At 61.6% G+C, this 16,648-nt stretch carries 14 protein-coding genes; 11 read left to right on the top strand and 3 right to left on the bottom strand.

The annotated features are described in order from the left end of the window. The first annotated feature begins 189 nt into the window (after positions 1-189). The 7 genes from NA645_RS06165 to NA645_RS06135 all read left to right on the top strand — a co-directional run bounded on the left by NA645_RS06165 (position 190) and on the right by NA645_RS06135 (position 9,337). On the top strand, positions 190-729 hold the full coding sequence (locus NA645_RS06165) for a YaeQ family protein (RefSeq protein ID WP_256048025.1): 540 nt from the start codon (positions 190-192) through the stop codon (positions 727-729). A 32-nt stretch (positions 730-761) separates the two neighbouring features. Then, positions 762-2,477, top strand: a complete 1,716-nt coding sequence (recJ, locus tag NA645_RS06160) for a single-stranded-DNA-specific exonuclease RecJ (protein ID WP_256048024.1) — start codon at positions 762-764, stop codon at positions 2,475-2,477. Between the two features lie 460 nt (positions 2,478-2,937). Next, positions 2,938-4,047 (top strand): NADH:flavin oxidoreductase/NADH oxidase, encoded by a 1,110-nt coding sequence (locus NA645_RS06155; RefSeq protein ID WP_256048023.1) that lies wholly within the window; start codon positions 2,938-2,940, stop codon positions 4,045-4,047. Between the two features lie 32 nt (positions 4,048-4,079). Then, on the top strand, positions 4,080-4,835 hold the full coding sequence (locus NA645_RS06150; protein ID WP_256048022.1) for a tellurite resistance TerB family protein: 756 nt from the start codon (positions 4,080-4,082) through the stop codon (positions 4,833-4,835). Positions 4,836-4,988: 153 nt separating this feature from the next. Then, a protein-coding gene (prfB, locus tag NA645_RS06145) for a peptide chain release factor 2 (RefSeq protein ID WP_256048021.1) occupies positions 4,989-6,084 on the top strand; the annotation gives its coding sequence in 2 pieces (ribosomal slippage) (positions 4,989-5,060 and positions 5,062-6,084; 1,095 coding nt in all). A gap of 166 nt (positions 6,085-6,250) precedes the next feature. Continuing rightward, entirely contained in the window at positions 6,251-7,753 is a 1,503-nt protein-coding gene (gene lysS, locus NA645_RS06140) for a lysine--tRNA ligase (RefSeq protein WP_256048020.1), read from the top strand. A 288-nt stretch (positions 7,754-8,041) separates the two neighbouring features. Beyond that, complete coding sequence (locus NA645_RS06135) at positions 8,042-9,337, top strand: flavohemoglobin expression-modulating QEGLA motif protein (RefSeq protein WP_131648075.1); 1,296 nt, start codon at positions 8,042-8,044, stop codon at positions 9,335-9,337. A 56-nt stretch (positions 9,338-9,393) separates the two neighbouring features. On the opposite strand, the gene NA645_RS06130 is transcribed toward NA645_RS06135, so the two are convergent. From NA645_RS06130 to dctP, 3 genes are all read right to left on the bottom strand, one after another. Next, on the bottom strand, positions 9,394-10,704 hold the full coding sequence (locus NA645_RS06130; protein ID WP_256048019.1) for a TRAP transporter large permease: 1,311 nt from the start codon (positions 10,702-10,704) through the stop codon (positions 9,394-9,396). Further along, positions 10,701-11,240, bottom strand: coding sequence for a TRAP transporter small permease subunit (locus NA645_RS06125; RefSeq protein ID WP_256048018.1), 540 nt, complete (start codon positions 11,238-11,240; stop codon positions 10,701-10,703). Before NA645_RS06125 ends, NA645_RS06130 begins: the two co-directional genes overlap by 4 nt. Positions 11,241-11,322: 82 nt before the next feature. Beyond that, positions 11,323-12,360 carry a TRAP transporter substrate-binding protein DctP gene (gene dctP, locus NA645_RS06120; protein WP_423836565.1) on the bottom strand — a complete coding sequence of 346 codons (1,038 nt, stop codon included), beginning with the start codon at positions 12,358-12,360 and terminating at the stop codon, positions 11,323-11,325. Between the two features lie 406 nt (positions 12,361-12,766). On the opposite strand from dctP, the gene NA645_RS06115 reads away from it, so the two are divergent. The 4 genes from NA645_RS06115 to surE are packed head-to-tail and all read left to right on the top strand — an operon-like array spanning position 12,767 to position 16,637. Next, positions 12,767-13,978 (top strand): acyl-CoA dehydrogenase family protein, encoded by a 1,212-nt coding sequence (locus NA645_RS06115; RefSeq protein WP_256048095.1) that lies wholly within the window; start codon positions 12,767-12,769, stop codon positions 13,976-13,978. Between the two features lie 31 nt (positions 13,979-14,009). After that, the gene (locus tag NA645_RS06110) at positions 14,010-14,777 is read left to right on the top strand and encodes an SDR family NAD(P)-dependent oxidoreductase (RefSeq protein WP_256048017.1); all 768 of its coding nucleotides are present in this window, start codon (positions 14,010-14,012) and stop codon (positions 14,775-14,777) included. 10 nt (positions 14,778-14,787) lie between these two features. Further along, a complete protein-coding gene (locus NA645_RS06105) occupies positions 14,788-15,858 on the top strand; it encodes a phosphotransferase (RefSeq protein ID WP_256048016.1) in 1,071 nt (356 codons plus the stop codon). Next, on the top strand, positions 15,855-16,637 hold the full coding sequence (gene surE, locus NA645_RS06100; RefSeq protein ID WP_256048015.1) for a 5'/3'-nucleotidase SurE: 783 nt from the start codon (positions 15,855-15,857) through the stop codon (positions 16,635-16,637). The genes NA645_RS06105 and surE overlap by 4 nt, the downstream gene beginning before the upstream one ends. The last annotated feature ends 11 nt before the right edge of the window (positions 16,638-16,648 follow it).

Genomic DNA, 16,648 nt, shown 5'->3' with positions numbered 1-16,648 from the left:
TACTGCTCATTTAGACCACTAAACTCCGCGTGATTCGCTACGCTCACCCTTCGGGCCACTGCGGCTGTTACTCCGTTGGTCGTTGCGCTTGTCTTGCCTGCCTCGCCTACGTTTTCCAACAGCCTGTTAAGCCAGCAGCCTGCCGCCGCGGTTTGCTAGACTGCGCCCCTTTTTCCAGGTGACGCTCCCATGGCCCTGCAAGCGACTCCCTATAAGGTCGAACTCAACCTGACCGATCTCGATCGCGGCGTTTACGAAAACCTGCGCTTCACCGTGGCGCGTCATCCGTCCGAAACCGAGGAGCGCCTGGGTATCCGGTTGATCGCCTATGCGCTGTGGTACAGCGAGCAGCTGGCCTTCGGCCGAGGGCTTTCCGATGTGGACGAGCCGGCGCTGTGGGAAAAGAGCCTGGATGGCCGCGTGCTGCACTGGATTGAAGTCGGCCAACCGGATGCCGAACGCCTGACTTGGTGCTCCCGGCGTGCCGAGCGTGTCAGTCTGGTGGCCTACGGCAACCTGCGGGTCTGGCAGGGCAAGGTGGTCGATGCGGTGAAGGGGTTGAAGAACCTGTCCATCGCTGCCATCGAGTCGGACAGTCTCGCCGAGCTGGTCAAGGACCTGCCGCGCAGCCTCCAGTGGGGCGTGATGATCAGTGACGGCACCCTGTTCATCACCGACGAGCGCGGCCAGTTCGAAGTTTCCCTGCAATGGCTGCTCGGCGAGCGTTGAGTTTTCCTGCCCCTTCGAGTTGTTGACCGAAAATGCGTATAGAACACCGATCCTTGCCTGCGACCCTGCCTGACCTGGGCGACCTGCCGCCTCTGCTGACGCGCCTGTATGCGGCGCGCGGCGTACAGTCGGTGGCCGAACTGGACAAGGGTCTGGCGCAGCTGATTCCCTACAGCCAATTGAAGGGCATCGATGGGGCCGTGTCGCTATTGGTCGAGGCGCTTGAGCTGCGTCAGCGTATTCTGTTCGTCGGCGATTTCGACGCCGACGGAGCCACCGCCAGCACGGTTGGCGTGCTCGGCTTGCGCCAGCTGGGTGCGGCGCATGTGGATTATCTCGTCCCCAATCGCTTCGAATATGGCTACGGACTGACGCCGGAGATCGTTGCCGTGGCGCTCGAGCGTCAGCCCGATCTGCTGGTGACGGTGGACAACGGCATTTCCAGCGTGGACGGCGTGGCTGCGGCCAAGGCGGCAGGGCTCAAGGTGCTGGTGACCGACCATCACTTGCCGGGCCATGAGCTACCGACGGCCGATGCCATCGTCAATCCCAACCAGCCGGAATGCGCGTTCCCCAGCAAGTGCATCGCTGGCGTCGGGGTGATCTTCTACGTGCTGTTGGCTCTACGCGCGGCGCTGCGTGAAAAGGGTTGGTTCAACCGCAATGGTTGGGCCGAGCCGAACCTGGCCGAGCTGCTGGATCTGGTGGCGCTGGGCAGCGTCGCCGACGTGGTTCCTTTGGATGCCAACAACCGCATCCTGGTACATCAAGGCTTGGCACGGATCCGAGCGGGGCGGGCGCGGCCGGGCTTGCGTGCGATTCTGGACGTCGCCGGACGTGACCACAAGCGCATTACTTCAACCGATCTTGGTTTCATCCTCGGCCCACGGCTGAACGCGGCGGGGCGCCTGGACGACATGGCGCTGGGCATCGAATGTCTGCTTTGCGAAGACGAAGCACTGGCGCGCGACATGGCCGTGCAGCTCGACCAGCTCAACCAGGACCGCAAGGGCATCGAGCAGGGCATGCAGCGCGAGGCGCTGGCGCAGCTCAAGGATTTGCCGCACGACGATATGCCGTTCGGCCTTTGTCTGTTCGAGCCGGATTGGCACCAGGGTGTCATCGGCATCCTCGCTTCGCGGCTGAAAGAGCGCTATCACCGGCCAACGATTGCCTTCGCCGATGCGGGAGAAGGGATTCTGAAAGGCTCGGCGCGTTCGGTGCCGGGCTTCCATATTCGCGATGCGCTGGATGCAGTCGCAGCGCGCCATCCTGGTCTGATCAGCAAGTTTGGCGGCCATGCGATGGCGGCCGGTCTGTCGTTGCCGCAAGCCAACTTCGACACCTTTGCGGCGGCGTTCGATACCGAGGTTCGGCGCCAGTTGTGCGAGGACGACCTCACCGGTCGATTGCTGACCGATGGTCAGCTCAGCATCGAAGAATTTCATCTGGAGCTAGCCAAGGCGCTACGCAATGCAGGGCCCTGGGGTCAGCATTTTCCCGAGCCGATGTTCCATGGCGTGTTTCAGCTGGTACAGCAACGCTTGGTGGGCGAGCGGCACCTGAAAATGATGCTCAAGAGCGAGTGTGGTTCAGTGACCCTCGATGGCATCGCTTTCAACATTGATCGCGATCTCTGGCCTAACCCCAACGTGCGCTGGGCGGATTTGGCTTACAAACTGGACGTGAACGAATTTCGCGGGCGGGAAAGCGTGCAGTTGTTGGTCGCGCATATCGCGGCGCGTTGAGTGTTGCGTTTTGATGCGTGGGGCATCCGCCGCCTGGGTGTAGTGACGACCTTTCCCCCTCACCCTAGCCCTCTCCCTCAGGGGAGGGGACTGGTCCGAATTCGCATGACCTATAGCGTTGGACCGAATCAAGGCAGTAAGGCAGCCGCATAAATTGCCCTCACGCGAAACGACGGCTCCAGCAGAGTCAGGCTAAGCACGCAGCCGCTCGAAACAACACCGATCTAGCTCCCTCGCCCCACCGGGGAGAGGGCTGGGGTGAGGGGAACGTGGCACCCACTACGCAGAGCCACTCCAAACACGCATGCGCTTCTAGCCCACAGCCACATCCAGTCCACCATCAACCTCGCAACACGCCGTCACCGATTCATACGCCAAGCGCAGCCGTGACCAGGCAAGATCGTCGAAACAGTCTGTACTGAGGGATGTCCAACCCGCATCCAACGCAGTCGAGGTTTCCATGACACAGCTTTTCCAACCACTCACTCTGCGCCAGTTGACGTTGCCCAACCGCATTGCTGTTTCGCCCATGTGCCAATATTCGGCCAAGGCCGGTATGGCCAACGACTGGCATCTGGTGCATCTGGGTAGCCGCGCGGTAGGCGGTGCGGGCCTGGTCATCATCGAGGCGACCGCCGTTACCGCCGACGGGCGTATTTCGCCGGAAGATCTCGGCATCTGGTCTGACGACCATGTCGAGCCGCTGCGCCGAATCACGCGTTTCATCCATGCTCAAGGCTCGGTTGCCGGGATTCAGCTGGCCCATGCCGGACGCAAGGCGAGCACCTGGCAGCCTTGGCTGGGGCGGCACGGCAGCGTTCCGATCGCTGCTGGCGGCTGGATGCCGGTCGGACCGTCCACCATCGCCTTCGATCCGGAGCATGCTGTGCCTACTGCGCTGGACGAGATGGGGATCATGGGTGTCATTCAGGCCTTTGTACGCGCCGCTGAACGCGCGCTGGCGGCGGGTTTCAAGGTCGCCGAAGTGCATGCCGCCCACGGCTATCTGCTGCATCAGTTCCTGTCGCCTTTGTCCAACCAGCGCCAGGATGGCTACGGCGGCTCGTTCGACAACCGCATTCGACTGCTACTGGAAGTGACTCAGGCGGTGAGAAGCGTGTGGCCGGAAGAGTTGCCGTTGTTCGTTCGCTTGTCCGCCACCGACTGGGTTCAGGACGGCTGGAACCCCGAAGAAACCGTCGAACTGGCCCGCCGCCTGAAAGCCGTAGGCGTGGATCTGATCGACGTGTCTTCTGGCGGCACCGCCGTCAATGCCGAGATTCCAGTTGGACCCGGTTACCAGACGCAGTTCGCCGAACAGGTCCGACGCGAGGCGGGTATCGCCACCGGTACGGTCGGGATGATTACCGAGGCGGTCCAGGCCGAGCACATTCTGCGCACCGGGCAGGCCGATTTGATCCTGCTGGCCCGCGAGTTGTTGCGCGATCCCTACTGGCCGCTGCATGCCGCCGAAGATCTGCGTGACAACTCAGTGCCGTGGCCTGCGCAATACGTGCGCGCCGCCCATCGAAATACGCCGATTCGGCAGGTTCCCGATTCGCTCGATTGAATCCGGTTCATTCTTTTTTGCAGGAGACACTCATGAAAACCAGCGGTTTGCTCGATCAGTTGCTTAAGTCCGGTCAGGACCTGCTGCAGAAGCAGCAGGGATCGATTTCGCGGCAATCGAATCCCGGGGGCAGCGGTTCGCTCGGTGGCATTCTCTCGGGAGCGGGTGGTTCCCTCGGTGGGATTCTAGGTGGCGGCAGTGGCGGCAGTGGCGGGCGTGGCGCGATGGCGGCCGGAGCACTTGGGATGTTGCTGGGAAGCAAGAGCGGGCGCCGCCTGGGCGGTAAGGCAGTCACTTACGGCGGCTTGGCCGCGCTCGGCATGCTGGCCTACAAGGCCTATGGCAACTGGCAGGCGCAGCAGGCTGGCGCGGCGCGAACGAGCACCGCGCAGGCCGAGCCGAAGACGGTCGATCGGCTGCCGCCAGAACAGGTGGAAGAGCACAGCCGCGGCATTCTCCGGGCGCTGGTCGCCGCGGCCAAGGCTGACGGTCATGTCGACGATCAGGAGCGCAAGATGATCGAGGCCGAGTTCGCACAGATGACCGGCGACCCCGAGCTGCAACGCTGGCTGGAAACGGAGCTGAACAAACCGCTGGATCCGGTCGAGGTAGCCGCCGCCGCCACCACGCCGGAAATGGCTTCGGAAATGTATTTGGCCAGTGTGCTGATGGTCGACGAAGAGCATTTCATGGAACGTGCCTACCTGGACGAGTTGGCCCGTCAGCTCAAGCTCGACGCAGGGTTGAAAGCCGAACTGGAAAGCCAGGTGCGCGGCGTCTCGGCCTGATGTCGGTCGGGGGCCTGATCATGGCCCCCGCCATTTCGGCTTTCAACCGAGCTTGACATTCGTCGCGCCAGCGATCCCGCACGGGCTGTCAGCCGCAGTCTGCTGCGCTATAATCGTCGGCTTTTCACACGTCCGCTTGAGAGCTGCCTATCTATGGAAATCAACCCGATCCTTAACAGCATCAAGGACCTGTCCGACCGCACTCAGTCAATTCGGGGGTATCTTTGACTACGATCAAAAGCATGATCGTCTCGTCGAAGTAAACCGCGAACTCGAAGACCCCAACGTCTGGAACAGCCCTGAGTACGCCCAGAATCTGGGCCGTGAGCGCGCCACCCTGGCACTGATCGTCGAAACCATCGACGACCTCACAAGCAGCCTGGCCGACTCGCGCGACCTGCTCGACATGGCCGTCGAGGAGGACGACCAGGGTGCGGTAGACGACGTCGCCGCCGAACTGGACCGTCTGCGTGGCATCCTCGAAGGGCTGGAATTCCGCCGCATGTTTAGCGGCGAGATGGATCCCAACAACGCTTACCTCGATATCCAGGCCGGTTCCGGCGGCACCGAGGCTCAGGATTGGGCCAACATGCTGCTGCGCATGTACCTGCGCTGGGCCGACAAACACGGCTTCGACGCGACCATCATGGAGCTGTCCGAGGGCGAAGTCGCCGGCATCAAGGGCGCCACTTTGCACATCAAGGGCGAATACGCCTTCGGCTGGCTGCGCACCGAGATTGGTGTGCATCGCCTGGTACGCAAGAGCCCGTTCGACTCCGGCAATCGTCGCCATACCTCGTTTACCGCAGTATTCGTCTCGCCGGAAATCGACGACAACATCGAGATCGAGATCAACCCGGCCGACCTGCGCATCGACACCTACCGTTCTTCCGGTGCCGGTGGTCAGCACGTAAACACCACTGACTCGGCCGTGCGGATTACCCACGTGCCGACCAACACCGTGGTCAGCTGCCAGAACGAACGTTCCCAGCACGCCAACAAGGACACCGCCATGAAAATGCTGCGGGCCAAGTTGTACGAGCAGGAGATGCAGAAGCGCAACGCCGCCTCCCAGGCGCTGGAAGACACCAAGTCGGATATCGGCTGGGGCCATCAGATCCGCTCCTACGTCCTCGACCAGTCGCGGATCAAGGATTTGCGCACCGGTGTAGAACGCAGCGACTGCGACAAAGTGCTTGATGGGGATATCGACGAGTATCTCGAAGCGAGCTTGAAACAAGGCCTTTGACCCGGCCCGTTGTTTTGACGTCGCCACTTAACGTGTAGGAGCGAGCTTGCTCGCGAATGGGCGCTCGATAGGCACTGCCCGAGTCGTCCGGTGCAGGCAGCCTGATTCGTGAGCAAGCTCGCTCCTACAAACAACACACCGCACCACCCGCTAGGCACTTGAAACCATGAGCGAACAACCGCTGAACCAGCACGCCATCCAAGAGGAAGAAAACAGCCTGATCCTTCAGCGCAAGGAAAAACTGGCCGCCGAGCGCGCCAAGGGCAATGTCTTCCCCAATGACTTCCGTCGCGACAGCTATTGCAACGACTTGCAGCTGAAATACGCCGACAAGACCAAGGAAGAGCTGGCAGAAGCGGCTATCCCGGTGAAGGTCGCCGGGCGCATCATGCTCAACCGCGGCGCCTTCATGGTCCTGCAGGACATGACCGGACGCATTCAGGTCTACGTCAACCGCAAGACGCTGCCAGCCGAGACCCTGGAAGCCATCAAGCATTGGGACCTGGGCGACATCATCGCCGCCGAGGGCACCCTGGCCCGTTCCGGCAAGGGTGACCTCTATGTCGAGATGACCGACGTGCGGTTGCTGACCAAGTCGCTGCGTCCGCTACCGGACAAGCACCACGGCCTGACCGATACCGAACAGCGCTACCGTCAGCGCTACGTCGACCTGATCGTTAACGAGGAAACCCGCCACACCTTCCGTGTGCGCTCCCAGGTGATCGGCCACATCCGCAAGTTCCTCAACGAACGCGACTTCCTCGAAGTCGAGACGCCGATGCTGCAGACCATTCCAGGCGGCGCTGCGGCCAAGCCGTTCGAGACTCATCACAACGCGCTGGACCTGCCGATGTTCCTGCGCATCGCGCCGGAGCTCTATCTAAAGCGTTTGGTGGTGGGCGGCTTCGAGCGCGTGTTCGAGATCAACCGTAACTTCCGTAACGAAGGCGTTTCGACCCGGCACAACCCCGAGTTCACCATGCTCGAGTTCTACCAGGCCTACGCCGATTACGAAGACAACATGGACCTCACCGAAGAACTGTTCCGCGAGCTGGCGCAGCTGATTCTCGGCAGCACCGACGTGCCGTATGGCGACAAGGTGTTCCACTTCGGCGAGCCCTTTGCGCGGTTGTCGGTGTTCGATTCGATCCTCAAATACAACCCGGACATCAGCGCCGCCGACCTGCAGGACGTCGATACCGCACGCGCCATCGCCAAGAAGGCCGGTGCCAAGGTGTTGGGCTTCGAGGGGCTGGGCAAGCTGCAGGTGATGATTTTCGAGGAACTGGTCGAGCACAAGCTGGAGCAGCCACACTTCATCACTCGCTATCCGTTCGAAGTCTCGCCACTGGCCCGTCGCAGCGACGACGATCCGAGCGTCACGGATCGTTTCGAGCTGTTCATTGGTGGTCGCGAAATCGCCAACGCCTATTCCGAGCTCAACGACGCTGAAGATCAGGCCGAGCGCTTCCATGCCCAGGTACGTGACAAGGATGCCGGCGACGACGAAGCCATGCATTTCGACGCCGACTTCGTCCGCGCGCTGGAATATGGCATGCCGCCGACCGCCGGAGAGGGCATCGGCATCGACCGCCTGGTGATGCTGCTGACCAACTCGCCGTCGATCCGCGACGTGATCCTGTTCCCGCACATGCGCCCCGAGGTCTGATCTCGGCTGTTCCCCGCTCGGCGAGACTTGCCGAGCGGGTACTGTTCCCGTCGCGGGCATCTGGCGGTCGCGCCGGAGCAGGAGATGCACCGCACCGAACGCCAACCCTCGCATCACTGCAGTTGCCGCATGGCGTCTGCATCTATCGCCACCGGCTCGATGGCTTCAGATCGGTCATCGCCTGCCGACAGCTTTATATCGCTGGCGCGGCTGTTCGCGAACCGGACACGGATCGCGAGGGTCCGCTGATGTATAAGTTGAAGGCCACGGATCACTGACGAGGTACGGATGAATACCCGTAACAATCTCGATGAGTACCAGAGCACCGTTCGTGCGCTGTCCGACCGCATCGTCGAGGCACAAACCCCGGTGCGGGTGCTCGATGCGGTGAAGTGGGACGAGAATGTCCGTCAGGGCTTTTTCGCCGCTGGCGGGCGCGAGCTGCCCAAGGTCGATCGCGCCTATTACGAAGGCCGACCACTGGCCTTCGATTCCAGCGCCAAGAAGGAAGAATTCCAGAACATCGAGCGTGACATCACCCGTCAGCTGGGCCAGTTCAACCCGGTCGGGCAGATCATGCGGCGCATGTGCAAGGAATACCGCATGGTGATCCGCATGCTCGAGGCACGTGGCACCGCCGACTTCGGCCTGATCTCCCAGGAACTCTACGGCGCCGCTTCGGATGCCTTCCATGCCGGCGACCCGACCTTGTCCGACCTCGGCCTGATGCTGTCGGACTACCTGAACAACATCGCCGACCGGGGTGATCTCAAGGACGAAGCCAAGACGCTGGACGCCCCGCAGGCGGTGGAGATGCTGCAGCGGCGGTTGGACCTGGTATTCGGCGAAGGCGAGGGCGTGATCCGCGTGTTCGAGTCCGACGGCATCCTCGCCGATGCTGCAGCCGGCGCCGACTACATCAAGATCCGCAGCGATGCGATGTTCAACGAGCGCGACGTGCGCGCGCTGGAAGTTCACGAAGGCCTGGTTCATGTGGGCACCACGCTCAACGGCCAGAACCAGCCGATCTGCACCTTCCTTGCGAAGGGTCCGCCGTCTTCTACCGTGACGCAGGAAGGCCTGGCGATCCTTATGGAAGTGATCGCCTTCGCGTCCTATCCGACGCGGCTGCGCAAGCTGACCAACCGCACCCGCGCCATCCACATGGCTGAGGAGGGCGCGGATTTCCTCGATGTGTTCGCCTTCTTCCGCGACCAGGGCTACGCCGAGGACGAGTGCTACAGCAACGCCAGCCGGGTATTTCGCGGCTCGCTCCCGAATGGTTTGCCCTTCACCAAGGACCTGTCCTACCTGAAGGGTTTCATCATGATCTACAACTACATCCAGCTTGCGGTGCGCAAAGGTCGGCTGGAGCAGATTCCGCTGTTGTTCTGCGGCAAGACCACACTGGAAGACATGCGCACCCTGCGCCAGTTAGTGGACGAGGGTATGGTGGTACCGCCCAAGTACCTGCCTCAGCAGTTCCAGGATCTCAATGCACTGTCGGCCTGGATGTGCTTCTCCAACTTCCTCAACCACCTGAGCCTCGACCGCATCGAAGCGGACTACGCCAATATCATTTAATCGACGCGCACAAAAAGCCGGAGCATTGCTCCGGCTTTTTCGTTACAGCTGCGGCATCAGAACAGCGTGTTCGGCAGATAAGTCGCGATCTGGGGAAAAGCCATGATCAGGCCCATGCCAATGATGTTGACGATCACGAAAGGAATCACCGACCAGTAGATGTCCTTCATGGTGATGCCGGGCGGGACGATGCCTTTTAGGTAGAACAGGTTGAACCCGAACGGCGGCGTCATGTAGCCGATTTCCATATTGATCACGAACAGCACGCCGAACCAGATCGGATCGAAGCCGAGCGACGCGATAATCGGCAGGAACACCGGTAGGGTGATCAGCATGATGCCCACCGGATCGAGCAGCATGCCCATGACGAAGACGATGGCCATCATGAAGATGACGATCGCCCAGCGCCCGCCCGGCAGATCCATCATCAAGCCTTCGATCAAGGACTGCGCGCCCATGCCCTGATAGGCCGAACTGAAGGCGTGGGCCGCGAACAGAATCCACGCGATCATACCGGTCAGCTTGAAGGTGCGGATGGCCGCCTCTTGTAGCACTGGCCAGTCGAGCTTGCGATACAGCGCCGCGGAGATCAGCGCACCGAGCACGCCCATCGCCGCCGCCTCGGTCGGTGTGGTCACGCCACCGATGATCGATCCGAGCACTATTACCACGATCCCGATCGGCAGCAGCACGGCGCGTACGGCACGGAATTTTTCCGGCCAGCTGCCGCGTTCTTCCTTTGGCAAAGCGGGGGCGAGGTGGGGTTGCAGGAATGAACGTACAAGCACGTAGGTTACCGTCAGAGCGACTAGCAGCAGCCCCGGCAGCACGCCGGCAGCGAACATCTTGCCGACCGATTGGCCGCTGATCATGGCGTAGAGGATCATCATGATGCTCGGCGGTATCAGGATGCCCCAGCCGCCGCCAGTGTTGATGCAACCCAGCACCATGCGCTTGTCGTAGCCGCGCTCGAGCATTGCCGGCAGTGCAATGGTGCCCATCGCCACCACCGCGGCGCCGCTGATGCCGACCATGGCACCGAACACCGCGCAGATGCCCAGCGTGCCGATCGCCAGCCCGCCGCGCATGCCACCGCACCACAAATGCATCATGCGGTAGAGGTCGCGCGCCACGCCTGTTCGTTCCAGCAGCATGGCCATGAAGACGAACAACGGGATGGCCACCAGGGTGAAGCTTTCCATCGTGCCCCACATCTGCGAGGCGACCATATAGAAGGCGTCGGCGCCCCAGGTGAAGTACAAAAACAGCACCGAGACGCCGCCCAGCACGAAGGCCAGCGGCAGACCGAGCACGAGAAAAAATATCAGGGTGAGAAAGAACAGCAGCGTCGTGACTTCGATGCTCATTGGGCATCCTCCGCGTGCTTGGTGTCGCTGGCCGGTTCGTGGCCCAGGGCGATGAGGATGTCTTGCAACAGCTTGGCGATGCCCTGCAACAACAGCAGCAATGTACCGAGAGGAATCATGGCCTTGATCGGCCAGATCGGCGGGTTCCACGCCGAGTAGGAGGTCTCCATGCTCTGGATCGATTCCCACGCCATGGAGCTGCCGAAATACAACAGCGCGGCCATGAACAGGAAGAACATGCTGGAGGTGAAAATGTCGATCCAAGCGCGAGTGCGTGGCCCGAACGATGAATACAAAAGGTCCACGTTGACGTGGTCACGGTGCACCATCACGTAACCGCCCGATAACACCACATAAGCCCCGAAGAGCATCTGCCCCAATTCGTTGGTCCAGGAAGTCGGACTCGTGAATAGATAGCGCATGAACACTTCGAGCAGCAGCAGCGCGAAGATGAGGAAAATCAGGTAGGCCACCCGGCGGCCGATGAATTCGTTGAGCCAGGTGATGCCGTTGATGTAGGCATGGATCAGGCGCATGACGAGCCCCACGAGCAAAGAATGAGCAAATCATTCACCCGGCGCGGTGGTCGCGTCGGGTGAGATGAACAGGCGAGGGGGATTACAGGTAGCCGAGGTCACCGAGGAAGGACTTGAGCATCTTCAGGGCTTCGGCGGCCTTGTCGCTGCGCTTGCCTTCTTCTTCCCAGGATTTTTGTGCCACTTCTCTCAGGCGCTTCTGTACATCATCGGGGAGCGTATTGACCTGAACGCCCTGTTCGGCGATGGCCTTACGCAGAGCGATTTGCTCCTGGTACAGATACTCGTTGGTGCGGTACCAGAACTGTTCGTCTAGGACCTGCTTGACCACTTCCTGATCGCGCTCGGACAGCTTGTCCAGCGCCTTCTGGCTGACGATGATCACATCGGTGCCGGCAATGTTGAGTGCTGGTCTGACGTGATGCTTCGCCACCTCGTAGAAGCTCATGCTCGCCGCACCTTGCACCGCGCCCCAGTGGGCACCGTCGACCACGCCGGTATCGAGCGCCGGATACAGTTCACCGCCGGGGAGGTAGGTGGTCGATGCGCCGGCGTCATCCAGGAATTTCTGCAGCGCGCCCGAGGAACGGATCTTCAGTTTGGTGAAATCTTCCCAGCTGTTGATCGGATTCTTCACCACCATCTCGGTCGGGTAGACCTTGTCGGTCGACCAGTAGACGCCGTGCTGGGCCGCTTCCTCGCGCAGCATGTCCTCGAAGCCCATGTGCTTGTGGAAGTAGGCGGTTTCCCAGACGTTCTGGAAGGCGAAGGGCAGGCCCGAGGCGATGCCGGCGAGGCTGATTTTGTCCTGCGCGTAGCCGGGTGAAATGGTGCCCATCTGCAGGATGCCGCGGCTGACCGCGTTGAATGTCTCCTGCGGCTTGAACAGCGCGCCGGACTCGAACAGCTGCAACTGCAGACGGCCTTCGGTGCGTCTTTCGATTTCATTCTTCAGACGCACTAGGCTGTCTTCGAAAGAGCTACTCGCGCTCGGCCAATGTGATTGAACGCGCCACTTCGTCACGTCTTGCGCCGCAGCCATTTGCGGGAGAGCGATGGCGGCGGCTAAGGCCATCAAGCTGGCCGGAAGGAGTTTTCTGAGCAGGGGCATGGATGTCATAACGCGTCCTCTTGTTGTAATTGGCTGACGGCCATTTGTATTGCGCTTATGTCTTTATGTTCCGCAGAGCAAAACTAGTTTTTACAAAAGTAATCGGAAAACTAGCATAGCGCACGGCATTTTCAACCGCTGGCAGAACGCTATCCGTGCACTTCTTGTTTCTGATGATCACCGACCCGGTCGGTTATCAAGTCTCATGGCACTTCGATATTGACTTTAGACGCCTGTGGTTGTGACTCATCATAATTTTGCTCAATGGAACTAGATTTCGAATTGACGCGTTGTTTCTGGCATGCCAGCTTCAAAAAAGAGACAGGCTATTGAAAATCAGTCGACAGGATTCGCTATGCGATTCAGCGCGGAAGGCTTTGTCGATCGCAGGCACAACAACAAGAAGGAAACGGCGATGTATGAACTGACCGGTAAAGCGCTACAGCTCCATGAACAGCTCACGGCGTTCATGGAAGAACATGTCTATCCCAACGAGCATCTTTTCCACGAGCAGACCGCCTCCGCTGAAAATCGCTGGGCGCCGCCGCCGATTCTGGAAGAACTCAAAGCCAAGGCGAGGGCGCAGGGGCTGTGGAACCTGTTCCTTCCCGAGAGCGAGTTCGGCGCCGGGCTGACCAACTTCGAATACGCCCACCTGTGCGAAATCATGGGTCGCGCGCATGGTGCCGCCGAGATTTTCAACTGCTCGGCGCCGGACACCGGCAACATGGAGGTCCTGACGCGCTATGGCACGCCGGAACAGCAGGAGCAGTGGCTCAAGCCCTTGCTTAACGGCGAGATACGGTCGTGCTTTTCCATGACCGAGCCTGACGTGGCCTCTTCCGACGCCACCAACATCGCCTGTGAAATCCGCCGTGAGGGCGACGAATACGTGATCAACGGGCACAAGTGGTGGTCGTCCGGCGCGATGGCAACCGCCTGCAAAATCGCCATCGTCATGGGCAAGACCGATCCCTCCGCCGAGCGTCACCGCCAGCAGTCGATGATCCTCGTGCCGCTGGATACACCTGGCGTGGAAATAACCCGCGCGCTCCACGTGTTCGGCTACGACCACGCGCCCCATGGGCATGCCGAGATTCACTACAACAATGTTCGCGTCCCGGCCAGCAACATCTTGCTGGGTGAAGGCCGTGGTTTCGAGATCGCCCAGGGTCGTCTCGGCCCAGGCCGCATCCACCACTGCATGCGCACCATCGGAGTGGCCGAGCGCGCCCTGCAGGCCATGTGCGAGCGCGTCCATTCCCGCGTGGCGTTCGGCAAGCCGCTGGCTGACTTCGACTCGATCCGCAAGGACATCGCCCGCTCGCGCATCGAGATCGAGCAGACCCGCCTGCTGACGCTGAAAGCGGCGCGCATGATGGACACCGTGGGCAACAAGGTGGCGCGGCAGGAGATCGCCATGATCAAGGCGGCCGCACCAAGCATGGCGCTGCGGGTGCTGGATCGTGCCATTCAGGTCCATGGCGCTAAAGGCGTCTGCCAGGACAGCTTCTTGGCGGCGGCCTGGGCTCACCAACGGACCCTGCGGCTGGCCGACGGCCCGGACGAGGTGCATCTGGACACCATCGCCAAACTGGAGCTGCAGAACTACTCCAAAAAGCGCTGAGCCTCCGACAAGACCTACAAAGGATGCAGTCATGAATAATCCATTATTCGATCTGACCGGAAAGGTGGCGCTGATCACCGGTTCCACCCGCGGCATTGGCCGCTCCATCGCCGAAGAAATGGCCCGGTGCGGCGCTCGCGTCGTGATTTCCAGCCGCAAGGCCGATGCCTGCGAGGCCGTGGCCTCTGAGTTGAAGGCTGCGGGTTTCGAGGCCATTGCGGTGCCTTGCCACGTTGGCCGTAAGGAAGACTTGCAACGCCTGGTCGATACCACGCTGCAAACCTGGGGTCGCATCGACGTGCTGGTCTGCAACGCGGCTACCAACCCCGTCTACGGCCCGACCAGCGAGCTGACCGACGACGCCTGGGACAAGATCATGGACACCAACGTCAAGGGCACCTTCTGGCTGTCCAATATGGTTCTGCCGCAGATGGCCGAGCGTGGCGAGGGGGCGGTCATCATGCTCTCCAGCATCGCCGGGCTGAGGGGCAACACCGTGATCGGCACTTACGGTGTGTCCAAGGCAGCGGAGGCGGCATTGGCGCGCAATCTGGCAGCGGAGTGGGGCCCCAAGGGCATCCGCGTGAACGCCATCGCGCCGGGGCTGGTGCGTACCGATTTCGCCAAGGCGCTGCTCGATGATCCTGAGCGGGTCCGTCGCGCCGCCGAGAAAACCCCGCTGCGCCGTATCGGCGAGCCGGTGGATATTGCCGGGCTCGCGGTGTTTCTGGCGGCGCCGGCCAGTGCCTATATCACAGGGCAAGTGATCGTCGCGGATGGCGGCGAAACCGCATGCTGAGGGCCCGTCAATGAACGAACCCGAACTGATCGAGGTTTTGCCGGCACATCGCTTCGATGAAGCTGCGCTGACGCGCTACCTGCGCCTGCATCTGCCGCAGCTGGGTGATGACGATCTGAGCATCAAGCAATTCCAGGGCGGCCAGTCCAACCCCACGTACCTGCTGGAGACGGCAGGGCGTCGCTATGTGCTGCGCAAGAAACCACCGGGCAAGGTGCTGCCTTCGGCGCACATGGTCGAACGCGAATACAAGGTGATCCGCGCGCTGTCCGAACACACCCAGGTGCCGGTGCCGCGTGTGCATCTGTTGTGCGAGGACGAAGGCATCATCGGCACCGCCTTCTATCTGATGGATCACATCGAGGGGCGAATCTTCAGTCATCCGGCACTGGATGAGCTGGCGGTCCATGAGCGTGAGCCGGTGCATCTGGCGGCCATCGATACGCTGGCTGACCTGCATCGGGTCGATGTCGAGGCGGTGGGATTGGGCGATTTCGGCAAAGCTCAGGGCTATTTTGCCCGTCAGGTAAAGCGCTGGTCCGGCCAGTACCAGGCGTCCCGCACCGGCGACATGCCAGCGATGGAGCGGCTGATGCAATGGCTGCCGGAGCAAGTGCCGCAGCACGATGAATGCGCTATCGCCCATGGCGACTACCGCCTCGGTAATCTGATCTTCGAGCCGGACCAGGCAAAGGTAGCGGCGATTCTCGACTGGGAGCTGTCCACCGTGGGTCATCCGCTGGCCGATCTCGCTTATTTCTGCCTGCCTTATCACTTGCCAGCCGGTGTCGATGGCCTGCGTGGGTTGGTCGGCATCGATCTGCGTGCGCAGGGCCTTCCTTCCGAGCAGCAGGTGCTGGAGCGTTATTGCCGGCAGAGCGGTCGCGCCGAAGTGGCCGATTGGCATGTCTTCGTGGCGTTTTCCTTGTTCCGTCTCGCGGCGATTCTGCAGGGTGTCTATGCGCGAGCGTTGCAGGGCAATGCCAGCAATGCTGATGCGCTGCAGGTCGGTCAACGCGCCGGCTTGCTGGCCGAAGCGGGCTGGCGCATCGCCCAAGGCGGCAAGGGAGAATTGAAATGAGCGGTCCATTGCTGCGCCGCGTCCTGCTGACCAACGACGACGGCATAGCCGCACCAGGGCTGGCACTGCTCGAGCGGATCGCCGCGCAACTGGCCGAGGAAGTCTGGGTAGTCGCACCCGAGCACGATCAGAGCGGCACCGGTCAGGGTATCTCGGTGCATTCGCCGCTACGGGCGTACCGCCACGGCGAGCGGCGCTTCGCCATCTCTGGCACGCCGTCCGATTGCGTGATGTTCGCCATGGCCGAGTGGCTGCAGGACTCGCCGCCCGATCTGGTGCTGTCCGGCGTCAACAGCGGGGCCAATATCGGCGACTCGGTGCCTTACTCCGGAACCTTGGGTGCGGTGCTCAGTGCCGACCTCCTGGGGCTGCCCGCCATCGGGCTGAGCCAGGCCTTTCTCGACCGCACCAGTATCGACTGGTCCTGTGTCGAGACCTACGCTGAAATCGCAATCCGCGCGCTCTGGGCACGTCGCGAGGACGGCGGCTGTTGCTGGAACCTGAACTTCCCCGCCTGTCCGGCAGAGGCGGTTACCCATCTGCGGATGACCCAACAGTCGCGCGGCTCGATTACGCGCCCGCGCTTGCAGGCAGGCCGGGACGGTCGCGGGCTGCCGTATTGGTGGCTCGGCTTCGAGCATTCCTCGGCGCATATCGTCGCGCCTGAGGCGGACGTCACTGCGCTGCGCGAGAAGCGCATCGCCCTCACACCCTTGCGCGACACCCGGGGCTGGCTCGAGTGGGGCGAAGAACGGGCCATGGCCGAACTGGCCCTCTAATAGCGATTCAG

Source organism: Stutzerimonas stutzeri (genome assembly GCF_024448955.1).
Lineage (GTDB): Bacteria > Pseudomonadota > Gammaproteobacteria > Pseudomonadales > Pseudomonadaceae > Stutzerimonas > Stutzerimonas stutzeri_AQ.
The sequence above is the reverse complement of the archived record's forward strand: the minus strand, read 5'-3'. Positions and strand labels throughout refer to the sequence as shown.

What these genes read in the sequence shown, in the direction of transcription:
- NA645_RS06165 (WP_256048025.1), top strand. Translation starts at nt 190, where the DNA reads ATGGCCCTGCAAGCGACTCCCTATAAGGTCGAACTCAACCTGACCGAT.
- recJ (WP_256048024.1), top strand. Translation starts at nt 762, where the DNA reads ATGCGTATAGAACACCGATCCTTGCCTGCGACCCTGCCTGACCTGGGC.
- NA645_RS06155 (WP_256048023.1), top strand. Translation starts at nt 2,938, where the DNA reads ATGACACAGCTTTTCCAACCACTCACTCTGCGCCAGTTGACGTTGCCC.
- NA645_RS06150 (WP_256048022.1), top strand. Translation starts at nt 4,080, where the DNA reads ATGAAAACCAGCGGTTTGCTCGATCAGTTGCTTAAGTCCGGTCAGGAC.
- lysS (WP_256048020.1), top strand. Translation starts at nt 6,251, where the DNA reads ATGAGCGAACAACCGCTGAACCAGCACGCCATCCAAGAGGAAGAAAAC.
- NA645_RS06135 (WP_131648075.1), top strand. Translation starts at nt 8,042, where the DNA reads ATGAATACCCGTAACAATCTCGATGAGTACCAGAGCACCGTTCGTGCG.
- NA645_RS06130 (WP_256048019.1), bottom strand. Translation starts at nt 10,704, where the DNA reads ATGAGCATCGAAGTCACGACGCTGCTGTTCTTTCTCACCCTGATATTT.
- NA645_RS06125 (WP_256048018.1), bottom strand. Translation starts at nt 11,240, where the DNA reads ATGCGCCTGATCCATGCCTACATCAACGGCATCACCTGGCTCAACGAA.
- dctP (WP_423836565.1), bottom strand. Translation starts at nt 12,360, where the DNA reads ATGACATCCATGCCCCTGCTCAGAAAACTCCTTCCGGCCAGCTTGATG.
- NA645_RS06115 (WP_256048095.1), top strand. Translation starts at nt 12,767, where the DNA reads ATGTATGAACTGACCGGTAAAGCGCTACAGCTCCATGAACAGCTCACG.
- NA645_RS06110 (WP_256048017.1), top strand. Translation starts at nt 14,010, where the DNA reads ATGAATAATCCATTATTCGATCTGACCGGAAAGGTGGCGCTGATCACC.
- NA645_RS06105 (WP_256048016.1), top strand. Translation starts at nt 14,788, where the DNA reads ATGAACGAACCCGAACTGATCGAGGTTTTGCCGGCACATCGCTTCGAT.
- surE (WP_256048015.1), top strand. Translation starts at nt 15,855, where the DNA reads ATGAGCGGTCCATTGCTGCGCCGCGTCCTGCTGACCAACGACGACGGC.